Below are 19,130 nucleotides of genomic sequence, written 5' to 3'. Positions count from 1 at the left end.
TACATAAAATACGTATTTGATGTATCTTTTTAAAGTATTGATTTTAAAGGTATTAGCTAGATAAACTTAGTTTTGTTTGTTGTTCTTTGTAATCATCGCTGAGTTGCGTATATTTGTGTGTTGTGTGACATAATAGAAAAACGAAATCTTAAATGGACGAAATAGTATCACTTGAAGATAAAATTATAATAAATCTTGACAAAATATTATTTAGAGAAGCTGTAAATTGTTTAAAATCTAAAACTTATAGAGCTGGTTATATAATAGCATGGATTTCAATTGTAGAGTCTCTAAAAAGAAAAATAAATGCACTTGCAAATACAGGTGATATTCAAGCTACACAATCTTTTAAAAAAATTGAAAAACTTGAGGAAATAGAAAAATCAGCAGATATTCAAATAATAGAAGAAGCTAAAACAATTAGCATAATTGAACCTGAAGATTATAAAAAACTACTATTCTTTTGGAGTCAGAGATGCTTATTTGCTCACCCTTATGAAAAAGAACCTAATGCAGATGAATTGACTTTCATAATCAAACAGTCTATAGATATTTCGTTAGGCAAAAAACTAGAATTCAAAAAAAACTATGTAAATGATTTAATTGAAAATTTGATAAATAAACCTCATTTTTTATCTAATGACAATTTAACCATAGAAACATACGCTAAAAAAATTATACCAAGAATCAATAAAGATTTACATTCATATTTTTATAAATCTTTAATTGCTAAAATTGGAGAAAATAAATCAGATGACACCAAAAAAATCATTTTAAAAAGATTGAGAATATTTTCAAATATTCTTTTAAAATCAACTACCCAATCTCTAAATGATGGCAAATGGAGAATAGAGGATTTAGCGTTAAATCATACTTATGAATTTGTTTTAGGTTCTTGTGATTATAGAGTTTGGAAAAAAATTCCAAAAAGAGCCAAAGAATTAGTATTAGAATATATAATACAACAAAATGAATCTGCTGAAAAACATCAAACAACAATTCTAATAAGTAAAGTTTATAAGAAAAACTTATTTACAAAAGCTTTAGAAATAAAATTTGAAAAGCATATAAATAAATTAAACATCATTGAATCATTTGATTTCTATAAAAATGAAGAAGAACTATATAAAAGATTCCTAATCGAATTTGATTCAAATGATTTCTACAGACAACAAGATTCTATAAGAATTTTAAAAAGTGATTTTGGTCAAACTTTTCAAAATAAATTGAACAAAAAACTTTGTTTAGAACTAGGTAGAAGAATCACCAAAGCAGCAGAAATGGGATGTTTTGATGCAAAAGATGTTATGTTTAATATTAATTATAGATTCTCCGAAAATTTTACTATCGGTATCTATATTGGCCTCTTTATCACAAAAGATTATAAATTCAAATATGATGAAGGGAATTTTTTAAAACTTTTACCAAAACTCGATGAATGTAATTTAGATACAATTAGTTCAATTAAAGATTTCATTCTTGACAATCATGTCAAAGAAGATAATAGTTTTCACTCATACTATGAAGACAATTTTGAATCATTGATTGAAAAAATTAAAAATCAAAATAAATATAAACCTGAGACTATTTCATTGTTGAGTGAAATAATTGAATTATATAAAAATTAAAATTACGTCACACAACAGCGGTTTTGTGCAAGTGGGGTTTTAGGCAAAATTTAAAGGTTTTTTTATATATTTGACTTCAGTCTTAATGGAATGGTTCGGGGACATAAATCCCCACCAGCACAAAGCCGGCTGGACGTTATGTGATATACCAAAACCACACATCATACCAAAAGAAAATTTTTGTAAATTTACCGAATGGAATATTGGAAAGAGATGAATAACAAACTAAAACCTTGGATAGACACCGACTTGAAAAAGACGGTGGTTGACCTTTTTGCAGGTTGTGGCGGTTTATCTCTTGGATTTGAAGCGAATGGATTTAAAACTATTGGTTATGAGATGGACGAAAATGCTTCAAACACATACAACAAAAACCTTTTAGGAGAATGTATTACAGGAAAACTAACTCCTGAATCAACATATCCCAAAGCAGATATAGTAATTGGAGGTCCACCTTGCCAACCGTTTAGTGTTGGAGGAAAACAACTTGGATTAAAAGATTCAAGAGATGGATTCCCTATTTTTTTATCAGCAGTTAGACAACTAAATCCCGAAGTTTTTATGTTTGAAAACGTTCGTGGAATGTTATACAAAAACAAATGGTATCTAAAAGAAGTGATTGACGAGCTTGAAAGTTTGGGGTATTATATTGATTATGCTCTTTTGAATGCTGTTAATTTTGAGGTTCCTCAAAACAGAGAGCGTGTAATTGTTATTGGTTCAAAACAGAAAATTAAATTACCAAATCCAATATATAAAAAAGTTACGGCAGGAGACGCTTTAGGAAATTTAGCATTTGAATTTGATGAAAATTCTAAATTTTTCACAGAATCTATGGACAGATATGTCGCTAATTATGAAAAAGCGTCAAAATGCGTAAACCCAAGAGATTTATATTTAGATAGACCAGCCCGAACTTTGACCTGCCGAAATCTTGCAGGAGCCACAGGAGATATGCACCGAGTGAGATTAAATGACGGAAGAAGAAGAAGAATTACTGTTCGTGAAGCTGCAAGATTGCAAAGTTTTCCTGATTGGTTTGAATTTCAAGGAACAGAAACACATCAATACACACAAATTGGCAATGCAGTTGCCCCTAACTTTGCATTCCATTTAGCCAAAAATATTAAAACTCACATTATGGGAACTTCTAAGGAAGATTATCCTGTAATTGAACTTGAGCAACTTAAATTATTCGAGAATGAAGCAGTATATCAATTCAGATAGTTCAAAAACATTTAATGAAAAGCCAAAAGCAATTCAAGAACTTATTAATACAGCACTTTACATTCTCGACACTTTTGGAATTCCAATTGAAGGAACACCACGACGATTGGAAAGAATGGCTATTGCTTTTTTGGCAAGTGGCGATATAAAATCATTAAAAGAACTTGCAAAAGCAAAAGATTTAAATAGTGGTTTTGCTCTAAAAACAAGAGATATAATCAACTATGTGAACGAACATTTCAACGAAAATATCAGTTCAGGTTCGTATGACGACATCAGAAGGAAAGATTTAAAACTTTTGACAATTGCTGAAGTAGTTTTACAATCAAGCCCAAACTCTGCAACAAACGATTCTACACGTGGGTATTCCATCAATCCAACTTACGCAGAGTTGATAAGAAATTATGGAAAGAAAGAATGGGAGAAAACGGTTAAAGATAAGCTGAAAAATATTGAACCTTTAAGCCAAAAACTAAAAAGAGAAAGACAGATTTCAAAAGTTGAAGTTACGCTTCCATCAGCTGGACAATTGACATTTTCGGTAGGAGAACATAACGATTTACAAAAGGCTATTATTGAAGATTTTCTGCCGAGATATGGTTTCGGAGCAGAAGTTTTGTATGTTGGAGATACAGCGGACAAATATTTATACCTTGAAAAGGATAAATTAGAAAAACTAAACTTTTTTGAAATTTCTCACGAAGAATTACCTGACGTAATTGCTTATTCTAAGAAAAAGAATTGGCTCTATATGATTGAGGCGGTTCATTCATCAGGTCCAATTTCAGAAATTCGTCTTTTGCAGTTACAGAAACTAACAAAAAACTGTAAAGCCGATATTGTTTACGTCACAGCATTTCTGACACGACCAAAATTTAGACAATTTATAGCTGACATTGCTTGGGAAACCGAAGTTTGGATAGCAGATAATCCTGACCATTTAGTACACTTCAATGGAGATAAATTTCTTGGACCTTACAAAAAATGAGAATAGGTACATCACATAACAGCAGTTTGGCGCCATTGCTGGGCTTAGGCATACTTGGAAAATTTCTTTTTTTTCCAATCTTGGTTTTGTACCTGCAAACTTTTGTGCTATACTTACGCAACGGCAAGCCAAGCCGGCGGAACGTTGTAGGTAATTGTAGAGAACCACGCGTTGAAAGAAAAACAACTTAAAATTATGCTTTGGAATAAAATTTGTAGAATATTTGAAAAACTTTTGATTATTTTATCATTAAAAAATTCAATTATGAATGTTGAAAAATCAGAAGTATTTAGTACATTTGCAATATGTTAGTTACAAGACAAGACATAATAATTTTAAAAAATTTATCAACTACAAAAGAACTTATTGCAGTTGATGGGATTCCTAGTACCTTTAAAAAAGACTTTCAACTTTTCTTTTTTGGAAAGACTTTTTTAAAAAAAGACGATACTTTATTTGCATATCCTCATGATATTAAAAAGTGGACTCGCTTTATGTTTAATAAATATAGCGGGTAATAGTCAATGCTTCCAGACTATTTATTAGAATTTAATAAAGTCCTTTTAAGATTCCAAGATAAATTTCCTAGAAATGAATGGTCTTCTGAGTTTAGAGATTCACTAATAAATGATTATTCTTTTTATTCAGCTAGAGTTGAGGATTCAAAACTTCAATATGGCGACACAATTCGTTTTTTAAATAACGAAACTGTACGAGGTATCAATCTTGATTCTTTACTTGGTATCTCAGAACATCAATCTGTTTTAAAAAATCTTCTTGAAAATTTAGAAAATTTCAAGTTAACTGAAGAAATAATCAAAAATGTTCATTCGTGCTTAATGAGTTCTCCATTAGCATGGGAAACCGATTTTAAACCAGAACTTGTTGGAAATTACAGAAATGTCCCAACGATTGGATCTAGACAACCCTTTTTTGACAATAAAGAATATGCTCCTCATTTTAATTTAGAATTTATAATGGCTTCTTGGGTTGATATATTTAACGATAGACTAAATGATATTGACAACACAGTAATAGAAAAACATTTATTGACAAGGATTGCTTTCTTTCACAATAAATTTTTAAATGACATACATCCATTTGCCGATGGAAACGGTCGTGTATGCCGAATTATCATAGGAGCAGTTTTAATGACTAATAATTGCCCACCAATATTTCCAGAAGTCACAACCCAAGATGAACAAATAGAATATATCTCAACAATTGTAAAATGTGAGCAAAATAAAAATGATGATTTATTAGTTGAATATTTTGCAAAAGGAATGACAATGTATCTTCAGAAAAGAATTAATAGTTGATATTTAAATTTATGCCGACTTATTAAAAAAATCACAAAAGTCCCAATAACAACTACCTACAACAGCGGTAATTTTACTAAAAACGAGACGTTTAACAATAAAATTTAATATTTGAAGATGTTAAAAAGAGAAGATTATTTAGCGATAATTGAAGAAATCAGAAATACTGATAAAAAATCAATTGACGAATTCATTGAAAAAATTCTTGAACCAATAAGGAGTGAAAATGAAAACTTTATTGAAATTCTCTACAAAGACATTTTTTATTTAATTAAAGATATTGATAGAAAAGGAGAAAATGATTTATTAATTGAAAACGGTGATTTGATACTTGAAAATGGCGAGATTAAATTAACAGGTTATCAATCGAGATTGCATAATTTATCAATATGGCTTCATATGGAAGTCTGTAAAAAATTTATGGAAGAAAATCCTTTTAAATTTACAGAAAATATGGAAAATTTTGAAACCAACTTTTTAAAAAAACCTAATTATACGCCTGAATACAAAGCTAAACTTGATAAAATAAAAAGAAGTTTAAAAAAAGAACGAAAATTAAATTTAGGCGAAAATGATAGTTTTTGGAATAAGATTTTAGATATTGACAATCTTGAATTGAAACCTAATATTGCGGGAATTGGTTTAAATTTTAATGAAATAATTAACAAATTCAGAAAATAAAATGGAAGTAAAATTTGATTTAGTAAGAATTGGAAAAATTAGAAAAAATAGTATTTCTGAAACGATTCTAAAACAGAATATTGACTTGTTAAGAAATGAAATTCGTAGATTTTTGATTGACGAAACTATTAACAATAAAAATAATATACTTAATTTAGTAATGATAATTCCAGGTAAAGGTCATAATGTTAAAATAGCTTTGCATGAAATTAATGACTTAAATATAAAAAAACAGTTGAAAAACAATTTTCCAAATTCAATATACAAAGGAGAATATTCAATTATTTTGAATAACACTGAAAATAAAGTTTTTAAGAACTATTAAAGAGAAAAAACTACCGCTAACAGCGGTTTCAAGAAATGGCGAGGCTTGGGATTTATCAGAAATTGGAAAGGTTATTAATTTAAAGTTTTGTTTATATTTGTGAAGGCTTGGTCTTGGTTCATCGCCACTTCTTAAAGCCGTGAAACGTCAGGCCGTGAAAAAACCTCTTTTTTGAATACAATTCATCCCACCAAACTGACATAACTTTGTTTTAAACAATGCTATTTTTGAACTTATTTTGAGGTGTTTCAAAAAATATAAAGCCTATAAACAGGTTTAAATAAGTCGTTTTTATCAAAAACAAGTCCTTTGTCTTGTAAGGTGAGTTCCAAGCTTTGATTTTTGCTATTAAATCAGGGACTCCAAGAATATTTATGGTACGCTTGATGTTGTACACTAGCATAATTAAGCTATGTTCTCCGTTTACTTTTTCAAGTCCTATTAAATTGGTATGATTGTATCCCCATCGGCATCTTTCAAAAAAGAAACAAACAGTTTAAAGAGTTGCTTCAATGCATTGGAATTGTCTTTTCTAAAATCAGAAATACTGTGATAATTAGGACGAATATCTTCTAACAACCATTGCATTTCAATATTACGAATACACTCTTTTTCTAGTTTTCTGGAGCTGCGAATACCATTCAAATAACCGTATAAATAGATTTTAAGAAACACTTGGATATTGAAACTTGGACGACCTTCTTTTTTTAAAATCACTGCTGTAAATCCTACTTTTTGAAGGTCTATGTGTTCAACAAAAGCATCTATGAATCGAACTGGGTTTTCAGAAGTAATTTTGTCTTCTAAACTCGATGCCTGTAACTGATTACGGGAAATCCCTTGGATATGCTGCATTTTTAAAAATACGAAAATTCCCCTTTTTTAACAAACTATTTTAGCTATATTTGGTGAGGTTTCTGTGTTTTTTCACAGACTGACGTTGTAGGTAATTGTACGAGAACCGAAGCGTAAACACAACAGAAAGAATGATTTACGTTATAATTCTCATAATGTTTTTTGTAATTTGTTTATATTTAGTAACTTCGCATATAGAAAAAAGGGAAATTAAATAAATTAAATGCCAAAATAATATGAGTTATAATTCAACAACAATCGCAAATTATTTCGTCCGTAATTACTCCAAATACGGAGACCTAACTCCTATGAAGTTGATTAAAATGACTTATTTGGCGTATAGCTGGTATTTGGCATTGACAAACGGAGATAAAAAGCTAATAGAAGAACGTTTAGAAGCTTGGGATTATGGCCCAGTTTTTCCAAAGCTTTATCAGAACATAAAAAACTTCGGAAAAATTAAAATAAATGATATTATACCAACAAATATTAGTGAAGTTATAGATATTAACGATGCTAAATTTTTAGATAAAATATGGTCAATGTATGGTAAATTTGATGGAGTACAATTAAGTGCTATGACACACGCAGACAATACACCATGGAAAAACTCTTATTGTTATGGTTGTAACTCTGAAATTGAAGATGAAAAAATTTTAGAACACTATTTGCCTAAATTAAAACCAATTAGCAAAGAAGCAAGCCTAACCGAAAATCAAAAAGTGTTATAATATGTTTTTCTTTGATAGATTACCTAATAACCCTACTATTGATTATAATGATGTTGATTTCTCAGATGCAGTTAGAGATAATGATGCGGTAAATAAAGACATCTCATTTAAAGAAAAACGATATATAGCAAAAACACGGCGATACATAATCGACACGGTTTTACGCATAATATTTTCAGTAGTGTATACTTGTTTACTAATTATTTGGCTAAATAAGGTAATTCATATTTTAACTCATAATAATCTTTGTGGCTATAAACTTTCTGATAATGTATTAATTGCTTTACTTGTAACTTCTACAGCAAATGTTATTGGAATGGTGGTAATTGTTCTTAAAAACTTATTCCCTGAAAAAAATAAAGATAAGAAAAAAGAAAGTACTTCCGACAAATAACAACTACCTACAACAGCTAAGGTTTCGTTGGGCTCGAAGAGCCAACAATGAAACCTCTGTTGAACGGAACCGTTGAGATTCCATCCATTATGAGAATATCGAAGTAAAAATTTAAGAATATACAAGAGGCATTTAACGCCTCTTTTTTTGAAGTCTACTTTAGGTGGTTTTTAGGGTGATTTCCTTCACTTATGGGTAAAATCCCCGTATTACTTTATTTTGAAAAAGTTTTTGGGGAGTATATGCAAGACAAAACGTCTTGTGAGCTCCTCTAAGAAAGTGTCATTTGTTTTTTAATTCCCTTACGACTTGTAATGTTTATAGTGTAACTTGAGCCACACTTAGGACACTTTTTTATTTTTTTCACAAATAAAGAAGTATATTGAAAGTAGTTTCAATATACTTCTCTTTATCTACTTATTTCATTGGGCTTAATAACATTTTTTAGGTGCTATTTTTTACTACATTGTCTTTTTAGTTATTCTTTACAACTAATCGAAACCCTTCTCCATGAATATTAAGTATTTCGACGTTTTCGTCGTGTTTAAGATATTTACGCAACTTGGCAATATAAACATCCATGCTACGAGAAGTGAAGTAATTATCATCTCTCCAGATTTTAGTTAAAGCTAACTCACGTGGCATTAAATCATTTTCGTGCAATGCTAACATTTTTAGTAGTTCATTTTCTTTTGGAGAAAGTTTTACGGGCTCTTCTCCTGGATAAGTTAAGAAGCGTAACTTAGCATTTAAATGAAACTTACCTATTTCAAATTCATATTTGCTAGTATCTCCTTTCATTTCAGAAGCTTTTCGTTGAATAATAGCTCTGATTTTCATCAGCAACACTTCTGAATCAAAAGGTTTGTTCAAATAATCGTCTGCTCCTACCTTATATCCTTTTAGAACATCTTCTTTCATGGTTTTTGCTGTAAGAAAAATAAGAGGTACTTCTTTGTTTTTTTCTCTTATTTCTTTGGCTAATGTAAAACCATCTTTATAAGGCATCATAACATCTAGAATACACAAATCGTATTCGTCTTTTTTAAACTTCTCGAAGCCTTCCATTCCATTTTTAGCCAACGTTACTTCAAAATCATTCATACTTAAATAATCTCGAAGAATTGAACCAAAATTAGGGTCATCTTCTACTAACAATATTTTTTTTACCATTTCCATAATCAAACTATTAAGGGTAATTTTATTATAAATGTACTTCCTTTACCTTTTTCACTTTCTACTACCACTTCTCCATGGTGGTCATCCATAATTCTTTTTACATAGGCCAATCCTAATCCATGTCCTTTAACATTGTGTATATCGCCTGTGTGTTCTCTATAGAATTTATCAAAAATCTTTTTTTGTGCTACTTTACCAATTCCTATTCCATTGTCTTTAATTTTTATAACAATAAAATTTTTAACGTTTTCTGTGCTTATATTTATTACAGGTTTTTCAGGTGTGTATTTAACTGCATTTTCTAAAACATTTACTAAAACGTTCGTAAAGTGTATATCATTTAGTAAGGCTTTTGATTTTAATGCTTTAAAATCGGTTTTCATTTCGCCTTGTCGATCTTCTACAATTAAACTTACATGTTCAATTGCTTCTTCTAACATATCATGTACATCATGACATTCTTTTGTTATATCTAATTCTTTTCTTTCTAATTTTGAAATTCTTAAAACATTCTCTACTTGTGCATGCATTCTTTTATTTTCGTCTTTGATCATTTGCAAATAACGTTGCACTTTTTCCTTGTCATCAATTACTTTAGGGTTTCGAATAGCATCTAAAGCTAAGTTAATTGTTGCAATGGGGGTTTTAAATTCATGTGTCATATTGTTGATAAAATCTGTCTTGATTTCGGAAATATGACGTTGAGTATTAAGCTGTTTTAAAGCACTATAATAGGCTACGATTATAATAGATGTGAATAAGAAAGCTAGAAATGCAATTCCAACAAAGTCAGAGGCTAAAAAGACTTTCTTTTTAGGAAAACTCAACAATAATTGATATCTACTAATGCCATCGTTATCCGTAAATAGGGGTGTATCGTAGGTATTTTTTTTATCGTATTTAAAATGTTCCGATTTAACTTTAGTGGCTAAACCGTTATTATAAATTCCGAACTCAAAAGGAGTATTTATCCCTAATGCTTTTAGTTCATTTGCAAATAAAACTTGTAATTGTTCTACACTTACTCTTTGCGAAACTTGTCTGGTTGCTGCTATATCTTTAAAATTAAGTTCAAAAGTTGCTTTATCTAAAATTTCAACCACCCCTGCTTTTTCTATTCGTTCAGAAGGATAAACCACTGAACTCATCTTTTGATCATTTAAAGTGGTTTCATTATACACTTCTGTTACGCGTTTTGCCACATAATTTTTGATTCGTGTAGAATCATTGTTTTTATCAAAGAACGATGAAGATACGGAGTAATCTTCGGGAATTATACTATTTGAATAAATTATGGTTTGATTTGTTAATTCATTTTTTTCTACATAAAAAAACTTCATTAATTCACTTCGTTCTGGTTCTTTTCCTATACTGTCTTTTATTTTACTAAATCGACTCAAAAAGGTATAGGCTTCCTGCTCTTCTACTTCTCTTGCTACGTTATCAATAACTTGTTTTACTTGATATTTAAATTGTTCTTCTTTATTTTTAAAAGAAACATTTATCAAATATCCTTGCACAACTACAATTCCTAGAAGAGCGATGGACATTAATACTACGACAAAACGGAACCAATTCTTATTCATTGAAGCAAATATAATATTTTAACATTCATTTGTTAAAAAAATTAACCAAACATTAACAATAAAAGATTTTAGTATGAATTTGATAAAATTTTAAGAATATCATCAAATTGTTTTTGAGTTTCTTTTAAATTTTCATTTATTATAACAAAATCACTTTTTAGACGCTTTTTCTCATCTGATAATTGATTTTGCATACGATCTAAAACAGCTTTTTTAGTTAAGTTATCACGTTGCATTACTCTTTTGATACGTGTTTCTTCTGAAGCGGTAACTAAAATAATTTTATCACATTTTTTATAATTTCCACTCTCAATAAGTATGGCTGATTCTTTTACTACAAAGGAATGAAAATGATGTAGTTGCAACCATTGATCAAAGTGTTTCGCTACCAAAGGATGTATCAAATTATTTAATGTTTTTAATTTGGAAGGATTATTGAAAACAATTTGAGCTAATTGTTTTCGATTTATTTTACCTTCTAGCAATACACTACTCCCAAATAATTCGGTGACTTGCTGAATTGTTTGGGGTAGTTCCATTATTTTACGAGCTTCTTCATCAGCTATATAGATAGGGATTCCTTTATCTTGAAATAAACGGGCTATTGTGGTTTTTCCACTTCCTATCCCTCCTGTTAATCCAATAACTTTTGTCATTAAACTTTAAAAAATAATTCAGGAAAAGCTTCCTCTGGCATTTTTTTTAAGATATTAATTTTGTAATACGATTCTATAAAGCCCATACCGTATCCAAAAAACTGTCTCCAAACAGCTATAATAGAATACAGCCCTACTTTTAAATTTTTATTTTTATAGGTTGAAACAAGAAATATGGCTACTGTGTATAAAAAATATAGTTTTAATAACCAATCAAACAGAAATAGGAAACTCAGAAGTATACCTGTAAAAAAACCTAACACAAATAATGAGGGTAAAAAGAATGTGGGTTTTGCGTGTTCAGGATACCATTTATTTAAAATAGGCCTTACCTTACCAAATTTATTAACTTGAATATAAAATTTTTCCCAATCAATTCTTCTTTTATGGTATACAAACGCGCTAGGAATTAACTTTGTTTCAAATCCCATTTTCCATAATCTAATTGACAAATCAGGATCTTCTCCTGGATGAATATTAGAAAATCCTTTTGATGCTTCGAAGGCTTTTTTAGAAATTCCCATATTAAAGCTTCTAGGCTGAAATTTTCCAATTTTTTCACTAGCTCCTCTTATACCTCCTGTAGTGAGTACGGAGGTCATAGCAAAATTAATTGCTTTTTGAATTGGTGTAAACGTGGACAACATATCATCTGGTCCGCCAAAACAGTCTACATATTTTTCTGACAAGGATTTTTCTACTTCTAACAGATACTGTGGCGGAAGTATACAATCTGAATCCAAAATAATATAATAATTTCCTTTTGCATATTGCATTCCAAAATTACGAGAGTCTCCTGGCCCTGAATTATATTTTAAATAATAAGTCAAATTCAACTCTGCTCTATACTTATCTACTATATGTTCACAAGGTATTGTAGAACCGTCTTCAACAATTATAATTTCAAAAGGTTTATTATAAGTTTGTTTAGTCAAACTTTCTAATAATTCATCTATTTCATCTGGTCTATTGTAAACAGGGATAACAAAAGAAAAATTCATTCTTCTTACTTTTTTGACAAAGTTACATTTTTAACAAAAAATAATAATGAAAAATAAGTGCTTTTTTACCTTAATTTGTCTTTTTTTTACAAAAAACATTTCAAAATAGGGTTCTAATATAAACTACTTTAATTTTGTCATTATATCTCAGTTTATTCATTTTTTTATAAAAATACTATCTTTTTATTTTTACAAAAGTTTATTTTCTTTATTTTATTGGAATTAGTTACCCAAAATCACTGTGAAACATTTTTTAAAGAGGTTTAAGCCTGCTCTGAAAATTTCAAAAAAAGAATTCTAAATACCTTTTGTTTGTATTTAATTTTTAAAATTAAAAAACATATCGAGAATTTTACTTTTTAATCCAGTATATTTTAAGTCTAAATAAAAAGAGGTTTTCTAAATAATTAGAAAACCTCTTTTTATTTATTTATTAGGCTATTTATTTTATACTTTCAATAGGAACTATTTCGCTTGTATCAGCTAAATAATCAACTCCTTCAAAACCGAAACCAAATAGGTTTAAGAAATCATTTTTATAACCTGCTAAATCTCCAATTTCTTTTAAAGTTTCTGTATCAGCTTGTTTCCACAAAGTTTTAACAGTTTCCTGAACATCATCGCGCATTTCCCAATCATCTACACGAATACGTCCTTTTTCATCTACTGGTACTGTTGCTCCATTATATAAGCATTCTGAAAATAAACGCTGCATTTGTTCAATACATCCTTCGTGTATTCCTTTTGCTTTCATTGTTTTATATAATAATGATATATACAATGGGATGACAGGAATTGCTGAACTGGCTTGCGTAACCAAAGCTTTATTTACAGATACGAAAGCACGTCCGTTAATATCCTTTAATTTTTCGTCTATTTCAAAGGCTGTTGCTTCAAGGTGATCTTTAGCACGACCAATCGTTCCTTTTCTATATACTGCTTCTGTTACTTCTGGACCAATATAAGAATAGGCAACAGTAGTAGCTCCTTCGGCTAATACTCCAGCTTCTTTCATAGCATCAATCCACATTGTCCAATCTTCTCCCCCCATTACAACTACTGTATTATCTATATCTTCTTGTACAGCGGGTTGAATAGAAACTTCCGATACTACTCCGGTATGAAAATCAACCGTTTTATCACTAAAAATCTGACCAATAGGTTTTAATACAGAACGATGTAACACTCCTGTATTTGGGTGCATACGTACAGGAGAAGCTAAACTATATACGACAAGATCGACCTGTCCTAGATCTGATTTTATCATATTAATTGTTTTTTCTTTAATTTCTTTTGAAAAAGCGTCTCCATTAATACTTTTAGCGTATAAGCCTCCTTTTTTAGCTTCTTGTTCAAAAGCGGCAGAATTATACCATCCTGGGGTAGCTGTTTTTCCTTCTGTTGGTTCTTTTTCAAAGAATACTCCAATTGTAGAAGCATTACTACCAAAAGCAGCTGTAATTCTAGAAGCTAAACCAAATCCTGTAGAAGCACCAATTACTAATACTCTTTTTGGTCCGTCTATTTTTCCTTTAGATAATACGTAATTAACTTGGTTTTTTACACTTTGAGCACAACCATCAGGGTGCGCTGTCAGGCATATAAAACCTCTCATTCTTGGTTCAATAATCATATCTTTTCAATTAGTTTGATTAGCAAATTTAATTTAAATAATTAGTTAAGCAAAGCTTTTGCATGTGCAATGGCTGAGTCTGAAATATTTTTACCTGATAACATTTCTGCTATTTCTATAATTCGTTCTTCTTGGGATAGTAGTTTTAATTCAGAAATAGTAACATCTACTCGATCTGATTTAAAAACTTTATAATGCTGTTGTCCTTTTGAAGCAATTTGAGGTAAATGTGTAATAGCAAAGACTTGCATTTTATGACTCATTTGTTGCATGATATTGGCCATTTTTTGAGCTACTTCGCCAGATACTCCTGTATCTATTTCATCAAAAATTATAGTAGGTAATTTTGAATAGTTTGCTAAAACTGCTTTTACAGCTAGCATTATACGAGACATTTCTCCTCCTGATGCTACTTTTTTTAGCAATCCAAAATCAGTTCCTTTATTAGCAGAAAACAATAACTGGATTTCATCTTTTCCATTTGGCAAGAATGTTGTTGACTCTTTTATATCAAATTCAAAACGAGCATTTGACATTCCTAATTCGTTTAGAATTTCTGTAATTTGAGTGATCAAAACTGGGACTATTTCTTTACGTTTTTTTGAAATTTTTGTTGCCAATTCTGTTACTTGTTCATTTTTAATATTTATTTCGGCTTGTAACTTTTGTATTTGTTCATCAAGATCATCTGCAAATATCACTTTTGCATCTAAGTTTTTTTGAATTTCAATTAATTCTTCAACTGTATTTACTTGGTGTTTTTTTTGAAGGTTGTAAATAAGTTGTAATTTCTGATTAACGAATTCTAATTTTTCAGGATCATTAACTAGTTTTTCGCTTTGATTTTCTAAATCTGTAACTAGGTCATCCATTTCTATCAAGATGCTTGTTATTCTTTCTAACAGAATTTGATATTCTGGAGAAAAATCTCCTATTTTTTGAAGTGAATTTTTTACTTCTTTCAAATTTTGTAAAACACCTATTTGTTCTTCATTACTTAACGCAATGGATTTGTCGAGATTTTCTTTTATAATTTCGATATTATTTAGTTTTTCAAAAATATCTTCTAATTCTTGTTGTTCTCCTTCTTTGAGATTGGCTTGAAGTAATTCTTGTAGTAAGAAAGTGTTATAATCTGCTTCTTTTGCTAAGGATTCTTTTTCTGATAAAATCTTTTTTAAGTTTGCTTGAAGCGACTTATAATGTTTTAAATTTTTTTGATAGAGTTGTAATAGGTTTGCATTAGATGCAATGGCATCTAATATTTCAATCTGATAGGATTCTTCCGTTAATTCTCTTGTTTGTTGTTGTGAATGAATATCAATTAAAAATGTACCTAATTCTTGTAATTCGGTTAAATTAACAGGACTATCATTTACAAAAGCTCTTGATTTTCCAGAAGGAAGGATTTCACGTCGAATAATAGTAATTTCTTCAAAATCCATATCATTTTGTTCGAAAAATTCTCTAAGATTATATGCTGATAGATTAAAATGTGCTTCTATTACACATTTTTGTTCTTTATCTTTTAAAGAGCCTAAATCTGCTCGGTTTCCTAAAACTAGTCCGAGTGCTCCTAATAAAATAGATTTACCAGCTCCTGTTTCACCAGTAATTATAGAAAACTGATTAGAAAAATTCATTTCTAATTGTTCTATTAATGCAAAATTTTTAATTGATAATTGTACGAGCATGTGGTAAAATTAAAAACTAATTTGACTCCATTTGTTAATATTTGTAGGAGATAATTTACTTAATGTTTCAACTAATTGATTAACTTCCATTTTAGGTCCACCAGAAAATATATTTAAAATTTCATCTGATTTAGTATCAAAAAAAACGCGAGTTAAATAAGCATTTGGTCGAGATGTGGCTATTTCTTTTAAATTAAAAATAGCTTTTTGAATGGTTTCTTTGCTTTGTTTAGGATTTTCATTCATTCTATCTAACGCTCCTAAATGGTAGTCATAAGTCATTTTGCGATAAGGCGAAAAAGTTGGTGACAATATATCATTTACTAAGAAATAACGACTTTGTGGTGAGGTATTCCCCCATGCTTTTTCTTGTGTAACTTGTGCTTGTGCTACAATATTAGATGCTGTTTCGAAAGATTTTGTTCCTCCTTCTAGAGCAAAGGTATCTGCATCTATTCCAATAATCATGTTAGCATAAAAAGCTACAACTGAGATGAGATTAGATTCGTAAGCGTTTGGGTTAAAAACTAAATTTTGAAATTCATTATAGGTGAAACTAAATTCTTTATCATTGATATTTAAAATAGGGGTTGTATAGGTTGTATTGTATACAGGACGAGTAGCTGTAACTTGTAAGCTACCAGAAAATTGATTTACATTATCGAAAGAAGTAATATTAAAGAAAAATGAACAATTGATTTTTTCATTTGATTTATAATTTTTATCTGTCCATTTTGTATTATTCATAAACTCTGTAAGTGATTTTTTCAAAGTTTTAAATATTTGCTGATTAGTTCCTGTAACTTGACTTGTATTAAGTTCTACTATACAATTCAACTCCTGTGCATAATAGGAATTGAAGAAGAAATAGATAAATAAGATGAAAATTTTACGCATAATGATTGACAATTTTATTTACTATATCCAAAGCTACTTCTTCTTTTGATTTCAGATTATGGGGTTCTATATGGAAGTTTTTATCAATAAAAGTGACTTTATTGGTAGGTTGTCCAAAACCAGCTCCTAAATCATTCAATGAATTTAATACAATTAAATCTAGATTTTTTTTCTGAATTTTTTGTTTTGCATGTTCAATTTCATTTTCCGTTTCTAAGGCGAACCCAATCAAGAATTGATTTTTTTTATTTCTCCCAAGAGAAGCTAATATGTCTTTTGTTTTTTCTAATTCTATTGTAAACGTTGGGTCGTTCTTTTTTATTTTTTGAGTGGCGATATTTTTAGGTTTATAATCTGCTACTGCTGCTGCTGCGATGACTGCATCTGCTGTGTCATAATATTCAAGAGAGGCATTATACATATCTTCTGCTGAACGTACTCGTTTTATCTGAATTGTTTTGTTTTTAGGCTGAAGATGAGTAGGGCCTGTAACTAGCATTACTTGGGCTCCTAAATTGGCTGCGGCATCAGCTATATCAAATCCCATTTTTCCTGTTGAATGATTACCTATAAATCGAACTGGATCTATAGCTTCATAAGTAGGTCCTGCGGTAACTAATATCTTTTTTCCTTTTAACGGTAATTTTCTTTCTAAATCTTTTTCAATGAAAGCTATGATATTTTCAGGTTCAGCCATACGTCCTTCTCCAGATAAACCGCTTGCTAATTCGCCATTTTCAGCAGGTATCATAGTGTTTCCAAAACATCTTAAAGCTTCAAAACTTGCTAAAGTAGAGGGATGTTTGTACATGTCTAAATCCATTGCTGGTGCAAAATATACTGGACATTTAGCAGATAAATAGGTTGCTAATAAAAGATTATCGCAATTTCCATTTACCATTTTAGACATTGTATTTGCAGTAGCTGGTGCTATAATCATAAGATCAGCCCATATCCCTAACTCCACATGATTATTCCATAAAGCTGAAGTATTTTCTTCATTAAAAAAATGGATATAAACAGGTTTTTTAGATAATGTTGAGAGGGTTAACGGAGTAACAAAATCAACAGAAGCAGGTGTCATAATTACTTGAACCTGAGCACCTGCTTTTATTAAAAGTCTTACTAATGAAGCCGACTTATAAGCGGCAATTCCACCAGTTACGCCTAGTATTACTTTTTTACCACTTAAAACCGACATGTTATAAGCCTATATTATTTAGTATTTTTATGATAGATTTTTCCTTCTAACCACTCTTGTACTGCTAAAGCATGTGGTTTTGGTAATCTTTCATAAAATTTAGAAACTTCTATTTGTTCTTTATTTTCAAAAATTTCTTCAAGACTATCATTATAAGTAGCAAATTCGTCTAATTTTTCTATTAATTCTTTTTTGATCTCAGAATTAATTTGATTAGCTCTTCTTGCCATAATTGTGATAGCTTCATAGATATTTCCGGTTGGTTCTTCAATTTTGTTTTTATTATAAGTAACCGTGTTAACTGGAGCTGTTGTCTTTTTTAAATCCATTCTAATATCCTATTTTTGAAATTGTTGTAAATCCTTTTCTATACGAACCAACATTTGATCCGCTTCTTTTTTAAAACTTGAATCTGTTTTAAATTTCATTAATCCATTATAAGCTATTCGAGCTTCTTTTAAACGTTCTTCCATCTTACTAGGAATACTATTTATTGCTAATTTATAAGAAGAATCTAGTTTATAGAATAATGCTTTTTCTTTATAAGTTGTTCCTGGATAATCTATTAAGAAATTATCAAATGCTTTTAAAGCTGCTTTATAATCTGAAATGGTATTATACTGCTTTGCTATTTCGAATGCTTTTTTTTCTAATTTTTGTTCTAATTCTAAAACCACTTTATTTGCTTCTGATAGGTATGTTGAACTAGGATACTTATTAATAAATTCTTGCATTTTTGAAATGGCTTTTTCAGTATCTGCTTGATCTAACGAATAAACAGGTGATAACTCTGAGTAAGCCTTAGCTCCTAAGAATGCTGATTCTTCTGCATTTTTACTTTTAGGATATAAAGCACTGAAACTTTCAAACTGATAACCTGCTAGATAATATTGTTCTGTTATAAAATATGATTTAGCAAACATATAGTAAAGATCCTCAGCTTCTGATTTTCCTCTATACACGGGAGCTATTTGTTCAAAAAGACGAATAGCCTTAGTATATTTCTTTTGCTCATACTTATGAGTGGCAGCTGTTAATTTTACAGCTGGATCCTCTGATTTTAATGCTTTTTGATATTCACTACAAGAAGCTAACAGCATTGCAGATAAAATACCGCTTATATATTTATTCATAA

At 29.7% G+C, this 19,130-nt stretch carries 19 protein-coding genes and 1 pseudogene; 9 read left to right on the top strand and 11 right to left on the bottom strand.

Annotated features, from left to right (window positions below):
* Positions 1-152: 152 nt before the first annotated feature.
* The 7 genes from AWN65_RS03540 to AWN65_RS03510 all read left to right on the top strand — a co-directional run bounded on the left by AWN65_RS03540 (position 153) and on the right by AWN65_RS03510 (position 6,168).
* Positions 153-1,628 carry a hypothetical protein gene (locus AWN65_RS03540; protein ID WP_060381898.1) on the top strand — a complete coding sequence of 492 codons (1,476 nt, stop codon included), beginning with the start codon at positions 153-155 and terminating at the stop codon, positions 1,626-1,628.
* A 195-nt stretch (positions 1,629-1,823) separates the two neighbouring features.
* Complete coding sequence (locus AWN65_RS03535) at positions 1,824-2,855, top strand: DNA cytosine methyltransferase (protein ID WP_060381897.1); 1,032 nt, start codon at positions 1,824-1,826, stop codon at positions 2,853-2,855.
* Positions 2,830-3,843: a BsuBI/PstI family type II restriction endonuclease gene (locus tag AWN65_RS03530; RefSeq protein WP_060381896.1), complete on the top strand. Its 1,014-nt coding sequence runs from the start codon at positions 2,830-2,832 to the stop codon at positions 3,841-3,843. Before AWN65_RS03535 ends, AWN65_RS03530 begins: the two co-directional genes overlap by 26 nt.
* Before the next feature lie 305 nt (positions 3,844-4,148).
* A complete protein-coding gene (locus AWN65_RS03525) occupies positions 4,149-4,361 on the top strand; it encodes a hypothetical protein (RefSeq protein WP_060381895.1) in 213 nt (70 codons plus the stop codon).
* Between the two features lie 6 nt (positions 4,362-4,367).
* Positions 4,368-5,162 (top strand): Fic family protein, encoded by a 795-nt coding sequence (locus AWN65_RS03520; RefSeq protein WP_060381894.1) that lies wholly within the window; start codon positions 4,368-4,370, stop codon positions 5,160-5,162.
* A 117-nt stretch (positions 5,163-5,279) separates the two neighbouring features.
* Positions 5,280-5,843: a hypothetical protein gene (locus tag AWN65_RS03515; RefSeq protein ID WP_060381893.1), complete on the top strand. Its 564-nt coding sequence runs from the start codon at positions 5,280-5,282 to the stop codon at positions 5,841-5,843.
* A gap of 1 nt (position 5,844) precedes the next feature.
* Positions 5,845-6,168, top strand: a complete 324-nt coding sequence (locus AWN65_RS03510; RefSeq protein WP_060381892.1) for a hypothetical protein — start codon at positions 5,845-5,847, stop codon at positions 6,166-6,168.
* A 453-nt stretch (positions 6,169-6,621) separates the two neighbouring features.
* On the opposite strand, the pseudogene AWN65_RS03505 reads toward AWN65_RS03510, so the two are convergent.
* Positions 6,622-7,023: pseudogene (locus AWN65_RS03505) on the bottom strand (transposase); the annotation flags it as partial.
* Between the two features lie 236 nt (positions 7,024-7,259).
* Here AWN65_RS03505 and AWN65_RS03500 point away from each other — a divergent pair.
* Together AWN65_RS03500 and AWN65_RS03495 are read left to right on the top strand one after the other, a co-directional pair.
* Positions 7,260-7,754: a Panacea domain-containing protein gene (locus AWN65_RS03500; RefSeq protein WP_050855775.1), complete on the top strand. Its 495-nt coding sequence runs from the start codon at positions 7,260-7,262 to the stop codon at positions 7,752-7,754.
* Between the two features lies 1 nt (position 7,755).
* On the top strand, positions 7,756-8,148 hold the full coding sequence (locus tag AWN65_RS03495) for a hypothetical protein (RefSeq protein WP_014165503.1): 393 nt from the start codon (positions 7,756-7,758) through the stop codon (positions 8,146-8,148).
* A 474-nt stretch (positions 8,149-8,622) separates the two neighbouring features.
* Here the strand turns inward: AWN65_RS03495 and AWN65_RS03490 are convergent, their stop codons facing one another.
* From AWN65_RS03490 to AWN65_RS03445, 10 genes are all read right to left on the bottom strand, one after another.
* Positions 8,623-9,327: a response regulator transcription factor gene (locus tag AWN65_RS03490; protein WP_060381891.1), complete on the bottom strand. Its 705-nt coding sequence runs from the start codon at positions 9,325-9,327 to the stop codon at positions 8,623-8,625.
* A 2-nt stretch (positions 9,328-9,329) separates the two neighbouring features.
* Positions 9,330-10,913, bottom strand: a complete 1,584-nt coding sequence (locus AWN65_RS03485; protein ID WP_060381890.1) for a sensor histidine kinase — start codon at positions 10,911-10,913, stop codon at positions 9,330-9,332.
* 68 nt (positions 10,914-10,981) lie between these two features.
* Complete coding sequence (gene coaE, locus AWN65_RS03480; RefSeq protein ID WP_060381889.1) at positions 10,982-11,569, bottom strand: dephospho-CoA kinase; 588 nt, start codon at positions 11,567-11,569, stop codon at positions 10,982-10,984.
* Positions 11,569-12,570, bottom strand: a complete 1,002-nt coding sequence (locus AWN65_RS03475; protein WP_060381888.1) for a glycosyltransferase — start codon at positions 12,568-12,570, stop codon at positions 11,569-11,571. The genes coaE and AWN65_RS03475 overlap by 1 nt, the downstream gene beginning before the upstream one ends.
* 442 nt (positions 12,571-13,012) lie before the next feature.
* On the bottom strand, positions 13,013-14,203 hold the full coding sequence (gene fabV / locus AWN65_RS03470) for an enoyl-ACP reductase FabV (RefSeq protein WP_060381887.1): 1,191 nt from the start codon (positions 14,201-14,203) through the stop codon (positions 13,013-13,015).
* A gap of 41 nt (positions 14,204-14,244) precedes the next feature.
* Positions 14,245-15,897 carry a DNA repair protein RecN gene (gene recN / locus AWN65_RS03465; RefSeq protein ID WP_060381886.1) on the bottom strand — a complete coding sequence of 551 codons (1,653 nt, stop codon included), beginning with the start codon at positions 15,895-15,897 and terminating at the stop codon, positions 14,245-14,247.
* Positions 15,898-15,906: 9 nt separating this feature from the next.
* The gene (gene porD / locus AWN65_RS03460; protein WP_060381885.1) at positions 15,907-16,794 is read right to left on the bottom strand and encodes a type IX secretion system protein PorD; all 888 of its coding nucleotides are present in this window, start codon (positions 16,792-16,794) and stop codon (positions 15,907-15,909) included.
* Positions 16,787-17,995, bottom strand: a complete 1,209-nt coding sequence (coaBC, locus tag AWN65_RS03455) for a bifunctional phosphopantothenoylcysteine decarboxylase/phosphopantothenate--cysteine ligase CoaBC (protein WP_060381884.1) — start codon at positions 17,993-17,995, stop codon at positions 16,787-16,789. Before coaBC ends, porD begins: the two co-directional genes overlap by 8 nt.
* Positions 17,996-18,009: 14 nt before the next feature.
* Positions 18,010-18,324: a DNA-directed RNA polymerase subunit omega gene (locus AWN65_RS03450; protein WP_014165513.1), complete on the bottom strand. Its 315-nt coding sequence runs from the start codon at positions 18,322-18,324 to the stop codon at positions 18,010-18,012.
* 9 nt (positions 18,325-18,333) lie between these two features.
* Positions 18,334-19,128 carry an outer membrane protein assembly factor BamD gene (locus AWN65_RS03445; RefSeq protein WP_060381883.1) on the bottom strand — a complete coding sequence of 265 codons (795 nt, stop codon included), beginning with the start codon at positions 19,126-19,128 and terminating at the stop codon, positions 18,334-18,336.
* Between the last annotated feature and the right edge of the window lie 2 nt (positions 19,129-19,130).

Source organism: Flavobacterium covae, assembly GCF_001534645.1.
GTDB lineage: Bacteria > Bacteroidota > Bacteroidia > Flavobacteriales > Flavobacteriaceae > Flavobacterium > Flavobacterium covae.
The sequence above is the reverse complement of the archived record's forward strand: the minus strand, read 5'-3'. Positions and strand labels throughout refer to the sequence as shown.